This window comes from Peribacillus sp. YIM B13472, from assembly GCF_042788005.1.
GTDB classification, from domain to species: domain Bacteria; phylum Bacillota; class Bacilli; order Bacillales; family DSM-1321; genus Peribacillus; species Peribacillus simplex_E.
The window spans coordinates 35,975-54,084 of record NZ_JBHZPG010000014.1; the positions used below are offsets into that span (position 1 = coordinate 35,975).

The following is an 18,110-nucleotide window of genomic DNA, read 5'->3' on the forward strand; positions in this document are numbered from 1 at the left end:
AGTAATCAGCACACCAAAATATGTCAAAGGTATTATAAAATAGTAAAATATACTATTCTTTTATTATGAAATTAAATATAATAGATGAAGTGGTTACAAAATGAGGAAGGAAGTAAAATATGAGACATGAAAAAAAGAAGAAAAAGAAACGGACGTGGCTGAAGGTAGTCGGGATAATTGTCCTACTTTTCATATTAGCCGGGGGCGCTTTTGCCTACTCCGTATGGAATTCACTGACAAAAACCGTTGACACGATGCATACACCAATAGACCGTACCACGGATAAACGAACGAAAGACCTTGCACTATCAGATCAGGAGCCATTCTCGATGCTCATGCTTGGTGTCGATGAACGTGATGGCGACAAAGGCCGTTCAGATACAATGATCGTCTTGACAGTCAATCCACAAAAGAAATCGGTCAAAATGCTAAGCATTCCGCGTGATACACGGACCGAGATCGTCGGTCATGGTACACAGGATAAAATCAACCATGCATTTGCCTTCGGCGGCGCGAAAATGTCCATGGATACCGTTGAAAACTTCCTTGATATCCCAATCGACTATTATATGAAGATCAATATGGAAGGCTTTAAGGATATCGTTGACGCAGTCGGCGGCGTAACCGTTCAAAACGATCTGGACTTCACTTATGAAGGCGTCCATTTCGCAAAGGGAAGCATTAATCTAAATGGAGAAGATGCGCTTAAATATTCGCGAATGAGATATGATGATCCGAATGGTGATTATGGCCGTCAATCGAGACAACGTTCCATCATCGAGGCTGTCATCAAAGAAGGTGCTAGCCTTTCCTCCCTGACAAAATACGATGATGTATTCGATGCATTAAGTAAAAATATCCAGACGAATTTGACGTTTGATGACATGATGGACATCCAAAAGAACTACAGGGACGCAAGCAAAAGCATAACCCAAGCGACCATTCCAGGAAATGGAACTAAAATCGACGGAGTCTACTTTAATATTGTGTCGGATGAAGAAAAAGAAAAGGTTCAATCCGAATTAAAAGAACATTTATCCATCAAATAAGAAAAAATGAAAGAGCTGTCCGGACCCGCATCCTGACAGCTTTTTCATTTTCCCCGTCCAATATTCTGACAAAAAACGAACACCAATTGTAGAGATTTGTTGGAATTTTTGTTGTTTACTAGGCATCAAAAGACGGTATAATCTAATATGAGCTGACAATTCCATCTTCCCCTTGCCCCTTTCATCACTAGACACCATTATTCTTTGGACCCGGAATTCCATCAACCACCATTCATCAACTATAATAAATAATCCTAAACAAAAGGAGTGGATTTAAATGAAAATCAAAGCAGGCAGCTGGGCTATGCTAAGCAAACAGGACAAAATGTTTATTCTGAAAGCCATCAGTGATCGTTCAAGAATGAAATATGTTTCATGAGAAGTAAATCTATTCGGCATTACATGAGAGCATCGCCTCTCCCTTTTCAATAAAACGAACCTGAGCCTGAAAAAGGAGAGGAATCTATTCAAACTGATAATCCCATAACAAACAGCATTCGCCTTTTTATTTTACGACATAGCAATTATGTTCCAAAGTAAACACCCCATAGCGAGAATTGAAGACCTGTGTAACTCTGGTATTTCATAGGCTGATTTATGCTGCCTTCCACCCTTATCCAGACCCCAGTTCTTCACTTTCTTAAGAACCGGCCTACATCATACTGAAAGGTCTCCACATCCATATGCTGTAAAAATACAAGCTTCTACACCAGGAGAATACTTGCCAAAAAACGCCTAAAAGAATCTTACTTTTTCTCCTCCATCTCATAGAATATCTTTCATTTATATATATGGGAAAACCATAAAAAAGAAGCATGTTGTAGACATGCTCCTAAATTATATGTATCGAATTGAGTTCTTCAGATTCAATGACGCCTCTCCATCGATAAAAGAAAAGAAAACAGAAGATTCCCAGCAAACCTCCAAACGTGTCCAGCATGACATCCTGTCACAAGGGAGTTCTGCCACCGGTTAGTTTTTGATGCATTTCGTCTGCACTCGCATAAAAAAGGACACATATCAGAGCCCCTGAAAACGAAAGAATAAAATTCTTTACAAAACTGCGCTAAACACCCAACGTCAATAAGCCCAGGACGAAGTAACTACGGATCATATACTATCAGGTTCTTTAATGATCCCGCTTAATTTCTCCTTAATCTCCTCCACAAGTTCATTTACAGTAACATCTTGACCAGACTCACCCTTGGCAAAAGTGTCTTTTAAAATATCAAAAAAATCCATTCGAAATTTCCACTCCAATATATAATTGAGCCACCATTTCATACTGTTGTCCTAATCCTTTTTTAAAAAATAAGGAATATAGCTCATTTATTTGATAATCACATATATTGTAGGAATTGGCAAGCGGAAACTAGTTTAATAACCAAAAATTTACCCAATTTTAACATTTCTGAAATATCCCTTAGGAATGAATACTAGAAAGTTTTGGGTAAATACGTGTGGATATAAGAAAACAAAAAAGGAGCGATTCCTCAGCCCCTTTGATAATACATATTATGCTTGCCCCATAAAATAAGTCATTAATGAAATTAATACTAAAGTAATAGCGATATAAGTCCCAATAAAAATTTTCTTGTTTCTTTGTTTCTTTTCATAAACTTCCTCGAACGTAATGAATTTGTTTTTTGTCATCAAATAATCTCCTTCTATTTTGATGGCAGCTATCTGACATCGCTTTTTGCGAAGTCCCTTTGCTTTAGCTCTATATGTAGTATCGGCACATTACCAAAAATATTTAAGTATAAATAACTATTTTTTTATAGGCTATATTTCTTACATATGTAGTAGGTTGCGACTAACGCATTATGTACATTAACTAAATTCTATGATTATCATGTTAAATCCTGCCTAGGTAAAATTTTAATTAAGCGCTTACTTTATAAAATTCATGATTATTTTTATCCAACCGAAAAATGACAACCATAACGGTACACTGAATAAAGTTCCCCATATTAACCCCTTCATAAAAGCATTAAGTACATCCATAATAAAAATCCCTCTCAATTAGGTTGTATTTTTATTATTGTCCCCATGTTCTTTATTCTAGATACCTATACGGTAATTTCGTGTAATGAAAATAAAAAAAGAAGACTGTATATCAGCCTTCCCTAAGATAATTTTTCATTTTCCTTTTATGAACTCCCGCACTTCTTCAATAGATAATCCTAAACTTTTAGCCTCTGAAATTAGATAAACCCATTCTTCCCGTTCATTGTTAGCTTCCATGATAAATCCCACCCTACTTGTGGTAACACAGCCGTCTTAGCATTTAGCCTTAGACCTGTAATTTTGCGTCCCTACTTTTCAATAGGTTTGCCTTTCTCAAGAATATTTCACATTAATTATTCTCCAAGATTAATAAATCCCTTGAAAAAGTCTTTCGATTCCCTAGTTCCATGGTGCTAAGTAAACCATCATGCCCTCAAAAAATTCACCCATAATTAAAACTATATTAATGTTAATTATACTTAAAAACGTAATAATAGCTCATAATACTATTCGTTTTTTTATGTCATTTTTCAACATCATTCATCAAAAAGTGACATTGTAATGGAAAAACACTGATATAGTACGCTTTCTTTACAACTCTTTTATTAAAAGTAGATTTATAATAACATAAATAAGTTCGAATTTGCTATTTCACAAAAATATTTTTTTGAACTATTAATTCAGTTTTTAAATATTTCTCCTAAGAAAAAAAGCCAGTATTACAAACCATACTATGGCTGTAACCTGACTGTTCGTGAACTTCCTTCTTAACACAAAAAAGGACTGATTTCTCAACCCTGTTTGATAAACTCCCGTTATAATTTACCAAGAAAAAAAGTCAATAATGAAATCAAGATTAAAATAATAGTAATATAAGACCCAATAAACATTTTCTTACTTCTTTCTTTCTTTTCATAAGCTTCCTCGAACGTAATAAATTTGTTTTTTGTCATCAAATATTCTCCTTACATTTTGATGGCAGCTATCTGATAGCGCTTTCTGCGAAGTCCCTTTGCTTGATCTTCATATTAAAGTATCGTCAAATCGGCAAAAATATTAATTGTATTATTCACTATTTTTATAATGGGCTAGTTCTTATAAATTAATATCTGTTCTTTACTATATAGTTTACTATAAATCATACAAATTACTTACATTCAAAATATTCCATTATACCCAAATGTCTTTTATAGCAAGGTTTTATTCATTGATGCTAAGCAATTATCCCTATCTGTTCCATAGAACTGTTTATGGCTGCAATTTGCTTAATCCATATCCATTAACCGATTAATAAATAAAAAGGATAGAAATTCACCTTTTGCCAAAAATAACAAAAAGGATATCAATGAGAGGAAGAGAAAAATGGATTCAGAAATGCAAGAGAAATGCGGGGTATTTGGAGTATTTAATCACCCCAAAGCAGCCGAATTAACTTATTACGGACTTCATGCACTTCAACACCGTGGTCAGGAGAGTGCAGGAATTGTGGCTAGTGATGGGAAATCATTCAGGAATCACAGGGGGATGGGATTAGTTACCCAAGTATTTTCCCGGGACATCCTTGATGGATTAAGCGGAAATATGGCCATTGGTCATGTACGATATTCGACTTCTGGTGAAAGTTTACTGCAAAACGCACAACCCCTCGTTTTTAAATATATCGAGGGGGACTTGGCTGTTGCTCATAATGGCAACCTCGTAAATGCAAGGATAGAACGGGATGTGTTACAACAGCAGGGAAGCATATTTCAAACAACTACCGATACTGAAATTATTGCTCACTTAATAGCTCGTTCAAGTAAAAAGCATTTCGCAGAAAGCGCACCTGATATGCTCAAACGTATCGACGGTTCATTTGCCTTGATTATAATGACTGAAAAACAAATGCTAATTGCCCTGGATCGTCATGGGTTACGTCCGCTCAGCCTTGGAAAAATTGGCGAATCAATCATCGCCTCCTCAGAAACATGCGCTTTAAATGCGGTTGATGCTAAGTTCTGGCGGGAAGTTGAACCGGGTGAATGGCTTCTTATAGATGAAAATGGAATTCAAACTGGAAGATTTGCGGAAAAAGGCAAGGTTTCCCTTTGTTCCTTTGAATTTGTCTATTTTGCCCGTCCGGATAGCGTTATTCAAGGAAGAAGTGTCTTAACAATCCGGAAGGAATTAGGTAAAATTCTGTCAAAAGAACATCCGACACAAGCAGATGTTGTCGTTGCCGTTCCCGAATCAAGCGTCCCTGCCGCCATTGGTTTTTCCCAACAATCAGGAATTCCATATGAAATGGGGATTATTAAAAACCCTTATGCTGGTCGTTCATTTATTGAGCCCACACAAGAATTGCGCGACTTAGCTGTTCGACTGAAATTAAGCGCTGTGCAAGAAATTTTGGAAGGAAAAAGGGTGGTATTAGTCGATGATTCGATTGTTAGGGGAACAACAAGCAAGCGCATTGTCGAATTGATTCGGCAAGCAGGTGCCAAGGAAGTCCATGTAAGAATTAGTTCACCTATGGTTAGAAACCCTTGTTTTTATGGAGTGGATATGCCGACTAAGGAAGAACTATTTGCCAACAAACACGAACACGAACGAGCTATGGGACAGGTTATCGGGGCAGATTCCTTAGCCTTTTTAAGCACCGATGGGTTATTAGAGGCAGTAGATGTGGATCTTGGAGACACTAGCAGTCGCTGTATAGCCTGTTTTAGTGGTGCATACCCAACTAATATTTGAAGTTACAGCTTAAGTAGGATAAAAATGGCAGGCACCACACAAAAACAACTGTCTTTGTGTGATGCCTGCCATTTTCTACTATTAAACCTTGGATTTATGCTTCTTAAGCCTAATCCAAACCAATACTGATCCGCATTACGAATCGTCTATAACCGATGAGCAATGACAATAATGGTCATGGTTCCTTAGAGTTCCTCGGGCACTTGTTGTTTCATCTAGAACAAGGATCGATGGTTTATGTAAAATCCCTTGGGCTAGTACACGAGCTGGCTTTCTACCAATGAGTGTATCTTTTTACCGAGTCTTTAATTTCTTAACTTATAAAATTCATTATAATTTTGATCCAACCGAAAAATGACAACCACAATGGTAAACTGAATAATGTTCTCCACAATAGTCCCCTCACAAAATTGCTGGGTTTATTTATTATAAAATATCACTCATTTTATGATTTTTTATTATTGTGACCTTGTTCCTGTTTTAACACGCCAATTAATTCGATTTAAACAAAGGGAATAGAAACAAGTTTGTGGTTGATTAGAAAACAGTTCATAAAAAAAGGCTGAATAACAGCCTTCCCCATGTACACTTATTCTTATATTTCCATTGATATCAAAACATATTACTTTAACCTTCTTCGATGTTGGTTAAAAACCTTGATAAAAATACTATTATCATCGGATTTAAAAAACTTAACTCCAACTAATTTTAAGGGTGTCCATATTTCTCTCATTTGGTATAAAGGCATTTAAAAAAAATTCACCCTTTCTTAATTAACCCAGTCAATAGAGCAACCGCTCTCTAGATAGGATTCATAGCTTTTAATAGTTTCTCTTTCTTTAATTATATTTAATAATACCCAATATTTGATTGATTAATCGACATATTAGAGATTCATTTTTTTATTTCTATTCTTTTCTAACTATGCATTGTAATGTCATATAATCCTGATATTAGAACTATTCATAAGAAATAAGCTTGTTACTTCATAACATTCAACGAACCTTTCGTTCTTTATTACAATTCCGGATATACCATTTATTCATTATAATATTAATTAATCCGATTTTTATATAGTATCTACTCAATGTTAAAAGAAAGGTCAGCAAATCGGCTTTAATTAGAGAATCACACACTTGATTCTATTTGAATTCCTAATAAATTGCTAAATATTCCTCTTTTTTCATTAGCTAATTGGTTATATTCACCGACCTGTATGATTTCTCCCTGATCCATGACCAACACTTGATCGGCATTGCGAATCGTCGATAACCGATGAGCAATAACAATAATGGTCATGGTTCCTTTTAATCTTTCGATAGCGGCTTGGATCTTCGCTTCGTTCTCCGTATCCAATGCACTTGTCGCTTCATCCAAAACCAGGATGGCCGGTTTACGTAAAATCGCTCTGGCTAACACTAGACGCTGCCTCTCTCCTCCCGATAGTCGGACACCCCGATCGCCGATGAGTGTATCCAAACCTTGAGAAAGCTTACTGACAAAATCAGCAGCTGCCGCGAACTCCAAAGACTCCCATATGGATTCATCACTTGCATCAGGGTCTATGATCAGCAAATTTTCCCTTATAGTTGCATTAAAGAGAAATGGATCTTGCGGGATATAACTTATGGACCGCCGCAGTGATAATAGTCGGTCATTAGTAAGGGCAATATCATCTATTCGCACTTCGCCACGATCAGGTTGATTCAACCCCATTAATATATCTATTAAAGTACTTTTTCCGGCCCCCGATCGTCCTACAATGGCCGTCATACGGTTAGATGGTATGTGTACATTTATATTTTTAAGGGCATAGGTGCTCTCATTTTGATCATAACTAAAATAAACATTACGGCAATCCAACCCTTGTTCAATTTCAATAGGCTTGATATTTTTATAATCGGATTCATATAACTCTCTTTCAGCTCTACATTCGTTTTGTAAATCCGACAATGCTTTAAAAGATGGTAGCGTAGATCCTATTTGCTCTAAATTAGATTGAATGCTAGTAAACCTTGGCCATAACCTCGAAAAAATAACCGTGATCAGCATTAATTGTGCTGGCTGGGCCATGAACATCTTTATCGAAAAAAATACAAAAATGGCAATTAAAACTGAAGATACAATTTTGAAGATCATTTGGGAAGTAGTATTTAAAGTCGTTAACTTGATTCTGTTTTTTTCCATTCTCTCACTTAAAGACAGAAACCAATTCAAATGAGATTCCTCTAGGGAATTACTTTTGATATCTTTCATTCCGTTAAGGTGATCAGTCATGCCCGCTAAATAGGTTTGTGTTAGCTGAAAGGTTTCCTTCCCAATAGACTGAGACTTTTTCACAAATTTCCGTGACGAAAAAATGAGAATGAACCCAAAGGCTATTATAAAACTCGTCATTGGAACAGATAAATAAAAAGCTATACCGATTTGAATGAAAGTAAAAATAAGGGAGGATATAAACTGTAAAAATAAATTTATCCCTGCACTTACATTGAAGGTTTCATTAGTCATGATGTTGATAATATCGGATTTCCTCTTTTTTAAGTAGAACCCCCAATTGACTTGCAGCAGACTTCCATACGCCTCATCCCTTAACTTTCTAACAAAACCTTGTTGGATTTTCACTCCCAAAATTGTTTGATTCCGCTTAAATACACTTTGTCCCACCATTAATATCACATACACTCCAAGTATTAATAAAAGGCTTAGCGTTTCCGGAATTCCCAAGAATAATTCATTAACCCAGCTTATGAAAGGCACTTCATCCGTTTTTATATCCATTACACCGGTCAATCCAATCAATGGGATCAATAAGAAAATTCCCACACTTTCTAAAAAACCTATCAAAATCATACAAACAAGATTGATATATAATGTTTTTCCCGAATAGTCATGTATTCGTTTTGTAAAAAGTAACAGATGCTTCATAACCATATCCTCCATTCGGAGCCCATATTTAATCGTTTTCCTCCATGTTACCGGTGATGCCATATTGTTATGTGGTAAAAGCGCGAAAATGGAAGGAAAGGTATCGGGTATCCACTTTTCTAAGATTATTTTTCACAATGAAGATAGTAGGGTGGGGTGGTGACGCGTGGACTCCTGGATAAACCTTGGAGGGTTTATTTGGTTCAAATAGACTGTTTTCAGATTAACTAGATTCTTGTTCTTTCAGACCCCTAACCACGTTCTCTTTAGAGAACTTAGAAACAACAGTGAACCTATCCATCACTTCAGCTCCGGTTATATAAAAAGGTCCACTGCGCAGCCAAGCATGTGCAATGAGCCCTCCATTCTCATCTTTGGCTGTACCTAAATAAAGAGTGCTATCAATCTTTCGTTTTTCCAGCATCTTCATAGCCGCCATTGCCTTCACAAGACACTGGCTTTCCCATATGGTGTAGCGGCTCATAATATTTATAGCTCGCGATACATTTGCTAAAATCTCTTTATCAGCGGCAATCAATTCATATGATGACTCTTTCATCTGTTCACCAAGTGTTGGGGCAACTTTTGAAAAGGAAATGCTTTTAAGATAACGGGCCCTGCCTAAATGTAAAAAGGCCTCGATATACAGCAGCTTTGTCTTGAAATTTAATCGAAGAAAAGTCTGAGCTTTCTTTGCGATATTCATTGTTTAGCCTCCTAGACTAAGATTCATGATACTAGGAATGGATGCTAACTAAGCCTTGTTCTAACAATTGACTTAAAAAGTCAGTGACATGTGACTGACAATCGATTTGGTCGACATTGTATTGTGACTGTAATGTTGTAACTAACTCTTGAATCGTGATAGGCTCCTTCATTAACTCCCATATTTCCCCGCCCAGTTCACCTAAATTATAATATTTACCGTTAGCAACGCTTAACATGACCTTTTCCCCATCCATATCACTTACTATGTTTCCTGGACTTTGGCTATATTTCGTATCAAGTTGATTAGTAATCATGAACTCTTTCCCCCATTTTTTAATACATGTAAAATAATTTCCGATAAGTCTGGCGCCGTGAAGCGATTCGTTGGTCTACGTAATTGGAAAAACCCGATTTTCTTAATCATTTTGGATGAAGTATTAAAATGCCAATCCATCAATCCAGATTTTTGGATAAAAAAATTACGGTATGTATGATGATACAATTTATAAAATCTTTGAAGAGATGGTATAGGCTTAATATCTATCTCGTCATTTTCTCCCTTGATCAATTCAAATACACCTGCAAGCGGGAGTTGTTCGGTAGTAAACTGATCTTGAACCGGAACAGCGAATTTATCTTCTCTAACAATGAGTGGCTGATAGTTATTTGAATCCATTTCAAAATGATTTAAACTTTCCAGCCATAATTTTTGTTGTGGATACGAAGGTGTTACAATGGGTATATTTTCATCATTTAGTGTTACTGGTATGACATCATCACTCATGAGCTTATAGCCCCTTTTTAAAAAAGCTGAAGCAAGAGTGGATTTCCCAGCGCCAGAATCACCAACGATTGCATATGCCTTTCCATCTATAGCTACCGCACTTCCGTGTATAGGAAGGATTTTTCTTTGCATCAAAATGGCTCCCATGCATGTTCCGAGGATATAAAGACGAATCTCATCCTCTTGTGCCGCATCAATTGGACAAAATTCTATTCTATTTCCGCTTTGGATCAAGAATATGGCCGTCTTTGAAACATGGAACATGATCCAGTCTTTCTTAATGACAAAATCATCATCAGGAACTGAATGCTCAGACCATAAAGCATGGAGATCAGCTCTTTCAATGACAATATCAGCTTTATCATTCTCTATATTAATAGGAAGCAATTCAGGTAAAGCTATATCACTTGTAACGGTTAAACCATAAGCTTCATAAACAGTCCTTGTTTTGATACCGATCATATAAATACCCCCGCACATAAATAACGTCTCTTAATTAGACTAGTTCTAATGTATAAGTCATACCCCTATTATCTGGATAAATAGGGGCTTAGGGGAATCCTAACAGACTTGGTAGCGTATAAAAAGCTTAACTAAAAGTTATATCACCTTTAGGTGTGCCTGCTGGAAAAGCAGCATCTGTGTAATCACCATCTGTTCCAAGCATTGTTTGATTAACATCAAGAACTTCCAATTCAGGTTTTTTCCATTCCTTTTTCATAGTATTCACCTCCTTTTAATTGAATCGTCTTAAAAATCGATACACGATTAAACTCCGCATTAGGAATTTATGGTCAGGATTTGTAGCAAGTTCAGGACTAGTTCCTTTTCTAATTGTTCCTAAAGCATTCTTGATTGCTTGACCATCCAGGAATTCCAGAGCTTTTTCATCTGTGCTCAGCTGCTCAATCTCCTCTATGAATTCACCCCATTTAGGAAGCATACGGTGTACCCAATCCGCTCCTTGGACACCTCTGTACCGTTGGTTTAGCCGTACCTTATCGGGTAAGACATTCACTGTTGCATTTCTAATCAGGGCACGATCCATCCCATTCTGTACATATTGATCTTCCGGGAGGGATAAACAAAAGCGAATGACACGGATATCATTGGTCGGATCTCGCTTCCACATCTTGTATCGTAAGGAGAGCTTTGTGGAAAGCGTATTCCCTGCATTCCACTGAAAGATATCTTCAAAGTGCTTTTTTCTTTCATTAAAAATATCAGAATTTGAATACCAGCCTGTTTCATCCATGCCGAATTCTTTAAATTTGTCATATACGCCTATTTCTTCTGCAAATCTTGGATTAATTAAGGAAGGGATTTTATATGGAGCACCTTCCGGAAAGAGCCGATCAATCATTGGAAAGCCGATTCTTGCAATAGTTTTCGCCCTTCGCAATCTAGATCCGCCAACATTCCTCCTATATTGTTCCAACTCTTGATAAAGGCGAACCCACTTTAATCTTTTTAATAGGAGGGAGTAATACTCTAAGGGGAATCCCCAGGAAATTGAAAAGTTCCCTCTATCTCCATTCAGCAAAACACCTATGTCATCCTCATGAGCTTTTTCAAACATTCCTTTCAACCAGAAAGAATTTTCAAAAAACTTATATGGCATCTCCATGATGTCAAGGAAGTCTTCCATTTCAGAATAGGAGTCTTTTCCCTTAAAGTCACAATAATGATCAATAATGCCGCCAACATGTCCCACCGTCGATTTGATGAAAGGGCGTTCGTCAGCCAATAAGTATTTAGGAGTAAAATCTTTAAAATCTTCGGGAGGAATATAACTATATGTATGTAATGCAGTGCTTTCCCGCTGCAATTTATTCACAGCAAAGCCAACAACAGCTCCGGAATCCAACCCACCACTCAACTGGGCGCCAACCTTCCGATGTGTCCTTAATCTAGATGTAACGGCTTCCTGGAAGACACCTTGAAATGCTTCTATATAATCTTCATTAGATTTAAGTTTTAACTTATCCCCTTGAGTTAAATAGGAATATCGTTTTAAAGTCACCCTATTATTCTCTATTGTTAAGCTATGGGATGGTGGTATCTGATTTATGGTTGTATACGGCGTCAATGAAGAATCTACTGCATCAATCATTCCCGATACCGCCAAATACTCAGCAAGCCACTGCTCATTCAACTTTTTTTCAATAAAAGGTAATGATAAAAGTGGATCTATTGTAGTACAAAAGGCAAATTTCTGATAGTTTTGGTAGTAATATAGGGTTCTGCTTCCCGAAAAATCCCTTGCCCCAAACAATTTCTGTTTCTTTTCATCCCAAATGGCAAAAGCAAAATCTCCTATTAAGAACTTGGGGGCCTCTTCACCCCACTTATAGTAGGATAGTAGAATCAGTTCACTATCCGTCATGCCCTTTTGATTGGATGGCTTAACTTGTAACCTCTGGAATAACTCTTCACGATTATCAATAATAGCATCAGCAGTAATCGTACAGCGCCTTTCAAAATCATAAAACGGTAGCTGCTCACCAACAGATTCAGGCGTGATCCATTGGGCATGACAACCAAGAAAAATCTTTTCTGAATGCCACATTTGGATAGAATCAGCAGGGTACTTTTGTAAAGCCGTCATCAAATTATGGCATTGTTGAAGATTTATAGGCTCTTCATTAAAATGATAAATACCGGCTATAGCACTCATGTTTTCCTCCTGCGTGTTTTGTATAAAATTATATTATCTTCCTTCGGTGTTGATTAAAAACTTTGATGAAAATACTTCTATCATCTGATTTATAAAATTTCACCCCAACTAGTTTTAAGGGTGTCCATATTTCTTTCATATGTAAAAGTGGCATTTATTTTCATCCTTTCTTCTTTAATTTTTATTTAAAGTTGAAATCCTTTAACAAATTATTAATATCAGCTGAAAAAGTTGAGGAATATTACGATTAATGGTATTAACAGCCATATAGGTAAAAATAATAAGTGGTTAAAAATTCACAAAAATATTAATATACTTATCGATAATTAATCTAAAGATTACAAGGTTCGTTATAAAGAACTACATGAATTGAATTTACCAGCTATTTTTACATGTGTCAATGAGTTTAATTGTACTTTGGTAATTTTTTATTAATTAAATTTGGATTACCTTGAGACATTGAAATTAAAGAACTCATTTATTTTATTAAGTTGAATTTAGTTATTATTAATTATTTATATCATAAAATAAGCATTCTGTTCTGGAACATTATATGGTAAGGATTTAGTTCAAAAGTATGTAGAGGTCTGATATAATATAATTACTAATATTTAAAAAACCAAATTTTTCTTTAATTCTTATTTAGTACATTTAATGTTAATCATGCTTTTCAAAGCCGATATTTATTGATTATACGTAAATAGTTTTGTAATATGTAAAAGGAAAAAATTATGATTAATTGTATGTAATTAACTAAACTTTGGGATTAAACGACTAGTTGTTCGTTATAAAGAATTGGTAAATTAAGTTACTTCCTTGCTCTGACACACCAAGAAAGCACTACATTATTATTATTATTATTATTATTATTATTATTACCACTTACGATTTTTCCCTTTCACTACCTTGTTTACATTAATAAAGATAATTGCATTTATGAGTTACTAAATTCCTAGAATGTTATACATAATCCTTTAGATAAGACAATAGTTATCTTACTAGTTTGAAAATTTGTTAAGCATAATTATTGTTGATATTAGAAAAAACATGCAATAAAAAGCAGGAAGGAAAAGACTATGGAAAATAAATTTGGGCTTGATAAACATCTACCTAAGGAATTAAGATTGTTACTAGAAATTCTTAAGGTTGAAAACGAGAGTCAATTTTGGAAAATAAGAGAAGAGTTGTTTATTAATATTGATTGGGAATTATTCCTGCAAATAGTTAGACATCATCGTGTCCATCCTTTAATTTATTCAAAGATAAATAAGATAGGTGAAAAATTGATTCCAGCTTATGTTATTGAAACCTTGAGCCAAGAGTACAAAAAAAATACATTTCAGATGCTTCAATTAAGCGGAGAAATGGAACAATTGAGTAAATTGTTTACTGAAAATCAAATTCGTATCCTTTTTTTGAAAGGCCCAGTTATTGCTGCAGACTTGTACGGTGATATTTCTCTACGTACTTCGAAAGATTTAGATATTTTAATTCCAATACGTGATTTACAAAGTGCTGAAAAACTTCTTTTAAATTATGGATACGAGAAAGAGGAATTTCCATGGGATGAGTGGAAGTGGATGAATCACCACGTTACATTTTTCCATCCTCAAAAAAGAATTCAAATTGAAATTCATTGGAGACTTCATTCTCCTCCTTCGGAAGAACCCAACTTTAATAATCTATGGGAACGAAAAAGGTCTAGTTTACTAACAACATATCCAGTTTTCCTATTGGGAGAAGAGGATCTATTTTTATTTCTTGTCGCTCATGGCGCTCGGCACGGTTGGTTTCGACTTCGTTGGTTGATTGATATTGATCAAATGATTAAAAAAGGTCTACAGACAGAAAGAGTTCACTTTTTCTTATTGGATTACCAGTATCATCATATGGTAGGACAAGCGCTTATTTTAGCAAATCATTTATTAAATACTACAATCGACGAAGGCTTTAATAAGTTAACAACAGAAAAGTATTCACAAAAATTAGCACAAAGATCGTTACCCTTTATTAAAGAAATGAGTAATTTTAATTACCAAAAAGACTATTTATTTTTATTAAAGTCAAAAAAGCAAAAATTCCTTTATATAATGAGGATTTTATTTTTCCCTAGTTCTCAGGATACTAAGACATTAAGGTTACCTAAATCAATTCATGTTTTATATTTTCCATTACGCCCATTTTTATGGGCTTGGAGAAAGACAAATAGGTCCACTTAACAGCTATTGCTGGAAAGAAAGGGTTTAATCGTAAAATAGTTAGGCCAAAGGAAAGATTATGTGCCTTGTCTTAATTAACTTGGATTTTTAAATTTTTCTTTAAAAATTACCCTAATTAAACCGAATTGGAAAAGAATTTTTATTCCGATGAAAACTGGAAAGAAAAATTAATAAAAGGAAAGATGAATAAGGCATTCTTCTGTAATTTATTATGGATGCCTTTTATTATCAAAAATCACTTTGATACCAGTCTAGGTACTTTCAATAGATGTTAGTTTATTAGGATAGAATACTAACCCCCATTGCACAAAAGCCAAACAAGATTTCACTCTAGTTGCGTTTTTTAGTATCACTTTACGTGTAATAATATAGTAATCCCTTGTTGTATTGTTTGTGGCTAACCCTTCGCTGCCTGAACAGGACCCTTTTCTTCGAGTGATTGCTCTTCCTTCGATTATACTCAGTATGTCAGGTAATTCCGTTCCACTTGATAATCAGGAACAAAAAATTGTGATGAACAACATGAATTCAGAGAGTTTCAAAAGTGACGCTTTTTACCACTGATTACTGTTTCTTTTTCTACATTAATGGGCGCAGGTGAATCAGGGACAGTTGTTACCTGATGTACTTTTTCAAGATAAAGTTTGCGTTTTTTTCCTATAGCGTCTACTCTGTCATATCGTAAACACAAAACTTATATCAGATGATAGTTGTTTTTCTAAAATCACATTGCCTAACTATTGTATGAATTATCCTAACTTCCACAAAAATGGCTACGCTTGTCGGGTTGTTTTTGAACGAGATTGTCCTATTTTCCATTTCTTCTTTTGTTGTGTCCAAAAATGATATTTGCATTTGCTTCTAGGTAAATACAAACTAGGATTCTTTTTTTCGTATGAATCCCCTTCTAGCCCAAATGCTTGTTGTCATTTGGGTGAACTTGATCAGATAACTCATCGTTAGCACTTAGTATTACAATAAGCAGATAACTTACTCCATTTCGTAGTTTCGAAATAGACTGTCTCGATAATCATGCCTTAGATATTACATTTGTTTACTGGTAAATCTCCTTCCTTCTATGACAATTTCTCCGTGGAGATGAGGATATTCCCAATTCCCCGATTGGTCCTTCAGAGATTTGATAATAAAAGTCTGTTCCGATCTCTCAAAATTCTTTCTTGAGAAAGTGGTCAACGCTTTAAAATCGTCATGGTTTATGCATCCCTTAGGGGTGTAATGAGAAAAAAGGAAGCGGATGATTTCCTGCTCCTTTATTTACGGGCTGATTATGCTTCTATTGTTGCTAGTTAATCATAAATTTCATCAACATTTGCTTAATCCTTTTCAAACATCTGCAAGAAGGTAAAGGACGAGTAAGTGTTCTTTTCCTGAGCTTCTCTGTCACATAAATCATGAATATAAGCTTAACTTAGGAGCGCCATCTTACTCAATTTTATTTCCCCACCCAATAGGACATAGAAAAACCCCGAATAAGGGACTTTTTTTATGTGTCCATTATTCGGGGTATAGTTCAGAGTTTTCTACAGAGCGTTTCTTTTTCTTTAGATGAATTGTAAGGAGTAAAGTAACAGAAAAAATTATATTTCCAATGATTTTTTTTCAGTTTCTGTAATTCCATCTGTCGCTTTTCTACCTATAGATTCATAAATCACTCCGGTACTTTTCATATTTACAACACTATAGCAATTTCTACCATCAATAATTAAAGGATTTTTCATTAATCTGGCGTATTTTTCAATATCAAACTCCTTAATTTCAGACCATTCCGTAAAAATAAAGCATAAATCAGCATTAGTTATAGCTTCTTCTATTGAAGAGCTGTAGGATACATCATTAGAGAAGATTTTTTTAAAATTCTCCATTCCCACAGGATCCCAAACATTAACCTTTGCCCCATCTTCAAGTAAGATAGGGATATTTGTAAGAGAAGGCGCCTCTCTTAAATCATCCGTTCCTGGTTTAAACGTAAGTCCAAGAATTGCTATCGTTAGCCCATTAAAACTATTAAAATACTTTCTAGCTTTCTTAATCAATTTAATTTTCTGGTTTTCATTCACATCAATTGTTGCTTTGATTGTTTTGATTTCATAATCATTATAATTGGCAAGCCAATGTAAGGCTTTAGTATCTTTAGGGAAACAAGAACCACCATATCCAATTCCTGCATTTAAGAACTTGTCACCTATTCTAGGATCCATCCCCATTCCTTTAGATACATCTTCTATGTTAGCACCAACTATCTCACATAAATTCGCAATTTCATTTATATAAGAGAGCTTTAAAGCTAAAAAATCGTTAGCGGCATACTTTATCATTTCAGCACTTTTTCGATCAGTAATGACATAAGGAATATTGAAATTTTTATAAACTTCTCTCATTACTTTCTCAGCGTTTTCTGACTCTACACCAAGGACAATTCTTGTAGCCTCAAGAGTATCTTTTACGGCTGATCCTTGTGCAAGAAATTCGGGATTTGAAACTACATCTATATTAACGTCATATTTAAGGTTATCTTTTATTAATTTTTCAATTTTATCATTAGTACCAATTGGGACTGTTGATTTAATAACCACAACACTATCTCTTATAGTTGTATTTGCAATATCTTTAGCAACTTCTTTGATAAATTGAAGGTTAGCTGAGCCATCTTTTCTTTCTGGTGTCCCAACAGCAATAATAATTACATCAGCATCGCTATAAGCTTCTTGATAATCACTTACATACTTAATCTTATCCCTATTTTTCCACATTAATTCTTCTAGTTGTGGTTCATAAATTGGAGATATTCCACTATTTAATAGTTTTACTTTTTCTTCATTTATATCAACACAGGTTATGGTGTTACCATTTTCAGCAAGACAAACCGCAGTAACCAGACCCACATAACCAGTACCCGCAACAGTAATTCTCATTTTTCTACCACCTTTATATTTTAAACAAAAAAAAGGGAACTAAGGTTTACCTTAAAGAACTAATAACAA

At 35.1% G+C, this 18,110-nt stretch carries 14 protein-coding genes and 1 riboswitch; of the genes, 3 read left to right on the forward strand and 11 right to left on the reverse strand.

Translation table 11 applies throughout. The features are described 5' to 3' along the window. Nucleotides 1-119 precede the first annotated feature (119 nt). Nucleotides 120-1,049 (forward strand): polyisoprenyl-teichoic acid--peptidoglycan teichoic acid transferase TagU, encoded by a 930-nt coding sequence (gene tagU, locus ACFX4I_RS12855; protein ID WP_377421050.1) that lies wholly within the window; start codon nucleotides 120-122, stop codon nucleotides 1,047-1,049. Nucleotides 1,050-1,998: 949 nt separating this feature from the next. Here the strand turns inward: tagU and ACFX4I_RS12860 are convergent. The 4 genes from ACFX4I_RS12860 to ACFX4I_RS12875 all read right to left on the reverse strand — a co-directional run bounded on the left by ACFX4I_RS12860 (nucleotide 1,999) and on the right by ACFX4I_RS12875 (nucleotide 3,296). Continuing rightward, entirely contained in the window at nucleotides 1,999-2,094 is a 96-nt protein-coding gene (locus tag ACFX4I_RS12860; RefSeq protein ID WP_377421128.1) for a VanZ family protein, read from the reverse strand. A 65-nt stretch (nucleotides 2,095-2,159) separates the two neighbouring features. Beyond that, nucleotides 2,160-2,291 carry a YwzD family small protein gene (locus ACFX4I_RS12865; protein WP_309518703.1) on the reverse strand — a complete coding sequence of 44 codons (132 nt, stop codon included), beginning with the start codon at nucleotides 2,289-2,291 and terminating at the stop codon, nucleotides 2,160-2,162. Between the two features lie 273 nt (nucleotides 2,292-2,564). Further along, nucleotides 2,565-2,702 carry a hypothetical protein gene (locus ACFX4I_RS12870; protein ID WP_179890977.1) on the reverse strand — a complete coding sequence of 46 codons (138 nt, stop codon included), beginning with the start codon at nucleotides 2,700-2,702 and terminating at the stop codon, nucleotides 2,565-2,567. A gap of 489 nt (nucleotides 2,703-3,191) precedes the next feature. Next, complete coding sequence (locus ACFX4I_RS12875; protein WP_230155129.1) at nucleotides 3,192-3,296, reverse strand: anti-repressor SinI family protein; 105 nt, start codon at nucleotides 3,294-3,296, stop codon at nucleotides 3,192-3,194. An 18-nt stretch (nucleotides 3,297-3,314) separates the two neighbouring features. After that, nucleotides 3,315-3,398, reverse strand: a riboswitch (cyclic di-GMP riboswitch). 1,023 nt (nucleotides 3,399-4,421) lie between these two features. On the opposite strand from ACFX4I_RS12875, the gene purF reads away from it, so the two are divergent. Beyond that, nucleotides 4,422-5,792 carry an amidophosphoribosyltransferase gene (gene purF, locus ACFX4I_RS12880; protein ID WP_377421052.1) on the forward strand — a complete coding sequence of 457 codons (1,371 nt, stop codon included), beginning with the start codon at nucleotides 4,422-4,424 and terminating at the stop codon, nucleotides 5,790-5,792. Between the two features lie 1,128 nt (nucleotides 5,793-6,920). On the opposite strand, the gene ACFX4I_RS12885 is transcribed toward purF, so the two are convergent. From ACFX4I_RS12885 to ACFX4I_RS12910, 6 genes are all read right to left on the reverse strand, one after another. After that, nucleotides 6,921-8,720 (reverse strand): ABC transporter ATP-binding protein, encoded by a 1,800-nt coding sequence (locus tag ACFX4I_RS12885; protein WP_377421054.1) that lies wholly within the window; start codon nucleotides 8,718-8,720, stop codon nucleotides 6,921-6,923. A gap of 223 nt (nucleotides 8,721-8,943) precedes the next feature. Next, entirely contained in the window at nucleotides 8,944-9,426 is a 483-nt protein-coding gene (locus ACFX4I_RS12890; RefSeq protein ID WP_377421056.1) for a lasso peptide biosynthesis B2 protein, read from the reverse strand. 31 nt (nucleotides 9,427-9,457) lie between these two features. Further along, nucleotides 9,458-9,742: a lasso peptide biosynthesis PqqD family chaperone gene (locus ACFX4I_RS12895; protein ID WP_377421058.1), complete on the reverse strand. Its 285-nt coding sequence runs from the start codon at nucleotides 9,740-9,742 to the stop codon at nucleotides 9,458-9,460. Beyond that, complete coding sequence (locus tag ACFX4I_RS12900) at nucleotides 9,739-10,674, reverse strand: HPr kinase/phosphorylase (protein ID WP_377421060.1); 936 nt, start codon at nucleotides 10,672-10,674, stop codon at nucleotides 9,739-9,741. The genes ACFX4I_RS12895 and ACFX4I_RS12900 overlap by 4 nt, the downstream gene beginning before the upstream one ends. 127 nt (nucleotides 10,675-10,801) lie before the next feature. After that, nucleotides 10,802-10,933: a paeninodin family lasso peptide gene (locus tag ACFX4I_RS12905; RefSeq protein WP_141489635.1), complete on the reverse strand. Its 132-nt coding sequence runs from the start codon at nucleotides 10,931-10,933 to the stop codon at nucleotides 10,802-10,804. A 15-nt stretch (nucleotides 10,934-10,948) separates the two neighbouring features. Further along, nucleotides 10,949-12,889 (reverse strand): lasso peptide isopeptide bond-forming cyclase, encoded by a 1,941-nt coding sequence (locus ACFX4I_RS12910; RefSeq protein WP_377421062.1) that lies wholly within the window; start codon nucleotides 12,887-12,889, stop codon nucleotides 10,949-10,951. A gap of 1,076 nt (nucleotides 12,890-13,965) precedes the next feature. On the opposite strand from ACFX4I_RS12910, the gene ACFX4I_RS12915 reads away from it, so the two are divergent. After that, nucleotides 13,966-15,108, forward strand: coding sequence for a nucleotidyltransferase domain-containing protein (locus tag ACFX4I_RS12915; protein ID WP_377421064.1), 1,143 nt, complete (start codon nucleotides 13,966-13,968; stop codon nucleotides 15,106-15,108). Between the two features lie 1,598 nt (nucleotides 15,109-16,706). Here the strand turns inward: ACFX4I_RS12915 and ACFX4I_RS12920 are convergent. Then, the gene (locus ACFX4I_RS12920) at nucleotides 16,707-18,041 is read right to left on the reverse strand and encodes a UDP-glucose dehydrogenase family protein (RefSeq protein ID WP_377421066.1); all 1,335 of its coding nucleotides are present in this window, start codon (nucleotides 18,039-18,041) and stop codon (nucleotides 16,707-16,709) included. Between the last annotated feature and the right edge of the window lie 69 nt (nucleotides 18,042-18,110).

What these genes read in the sequence shown, in the direction of transcription:
- ACFX4I_RS12905 (WP_141489635.1), bottom strand. Translation starts at nt 10,933, where the DNA reads ATGAAAAAGGAATGGAAAAAACCTGAATTGGAAGTTCTTGATGTTAAT.
- ACFX4I_RS12910 (WP_377421062.1), bottom strand. Translation starts at nt 12,889, where the DNA reads ATGAGTGCTATAGCCGGTATTTATCATTTTAATGAAGAGCCTATAAAT.
- purF (WP_377421052.1), top strand. Translation starts at nt 4,422, where the DNA reads ATGGATTCAGAAATGCAAGAGAAATGCGGGGTATTTGGAGTATTTAAT.
- tagU (WP_377421050.1), top strand. Translation starts at nt 120, where the DNA reads ATGAGACATGAAAAAAAGAAGAAAAAGAAACGGACGTGGCTGAAGGTA.
- ACFX4I_RS12900 (WP_377421060.1), bottom strand. Translation starts at nt 10,674, where the DNA reads ATGATCGGTATCAAAACAAGGACTGTTTATGAAGCTTATGGTTTAACC.
- ACFX4I_RS12895 (WP_377421058.1), bottom strand. Translation starts at nt 9,742, where the DNA reads ATGATTACTAATCAACTTGATACGAAATATAGCCAAAGTCCAGGAAAC.
- ACFX4I_RS12920 (WP_377421066.1), bottom strand. Translation starts at nt 18,041, where the DNA reads ATGAGAATTACTGTTGCGGGTACTGGTTATGTGGGTCTGGTTACTGCG.
- ACFX4I_RS12890 (WP_377421056.1), bottom strand. Translation starts at nt 9,426, where the DNA reads ATGAATATCGCAAAGAAAGCTCAGACTTTTCTTCGATTAAATTTCAAG.
- ACFX4I_RS12870 (WP_179890977.1), bottom strand. Translation starts at nt 2,702, where the DNA reads ATGACAAAAAACAAATTCATTACGTTCGAGGAAGTTTATGAAAAGAAA.
- ACFX4I_RS12875 (WP_230155129.1), bottom strand. Translation starts at nt 3,296, where the DNA reads ATGGAAGCTAACAATGAACGGGAAGAATGGGTTTATCTAATTTCAGAG.
- ACFX4I_RS12915 (WP_377421064.1), top strand. Translation starts at nt 13,966, where the DNA reads ATGGAAAATAAATTTGGGCTTGATAAACATCTACCTAAGGAATTAAGA.
- ACFX4I_RS12865 (WP_309518703.1), bottom strand. Translation starts at nt 2,291, where the DNA reads ATGGATTTTTTTGATATTTTAAAAGACACTTTTGCCAAGGGTGAGTCT.
- ACFX4I_RS12885 (WP_377421054.1), bottom strand. Translation starts at nt 8,720, where the DNA reads ATGAAGCATCTGTTACTTTTTACAAAACGAATACATGACTATTCGGGA.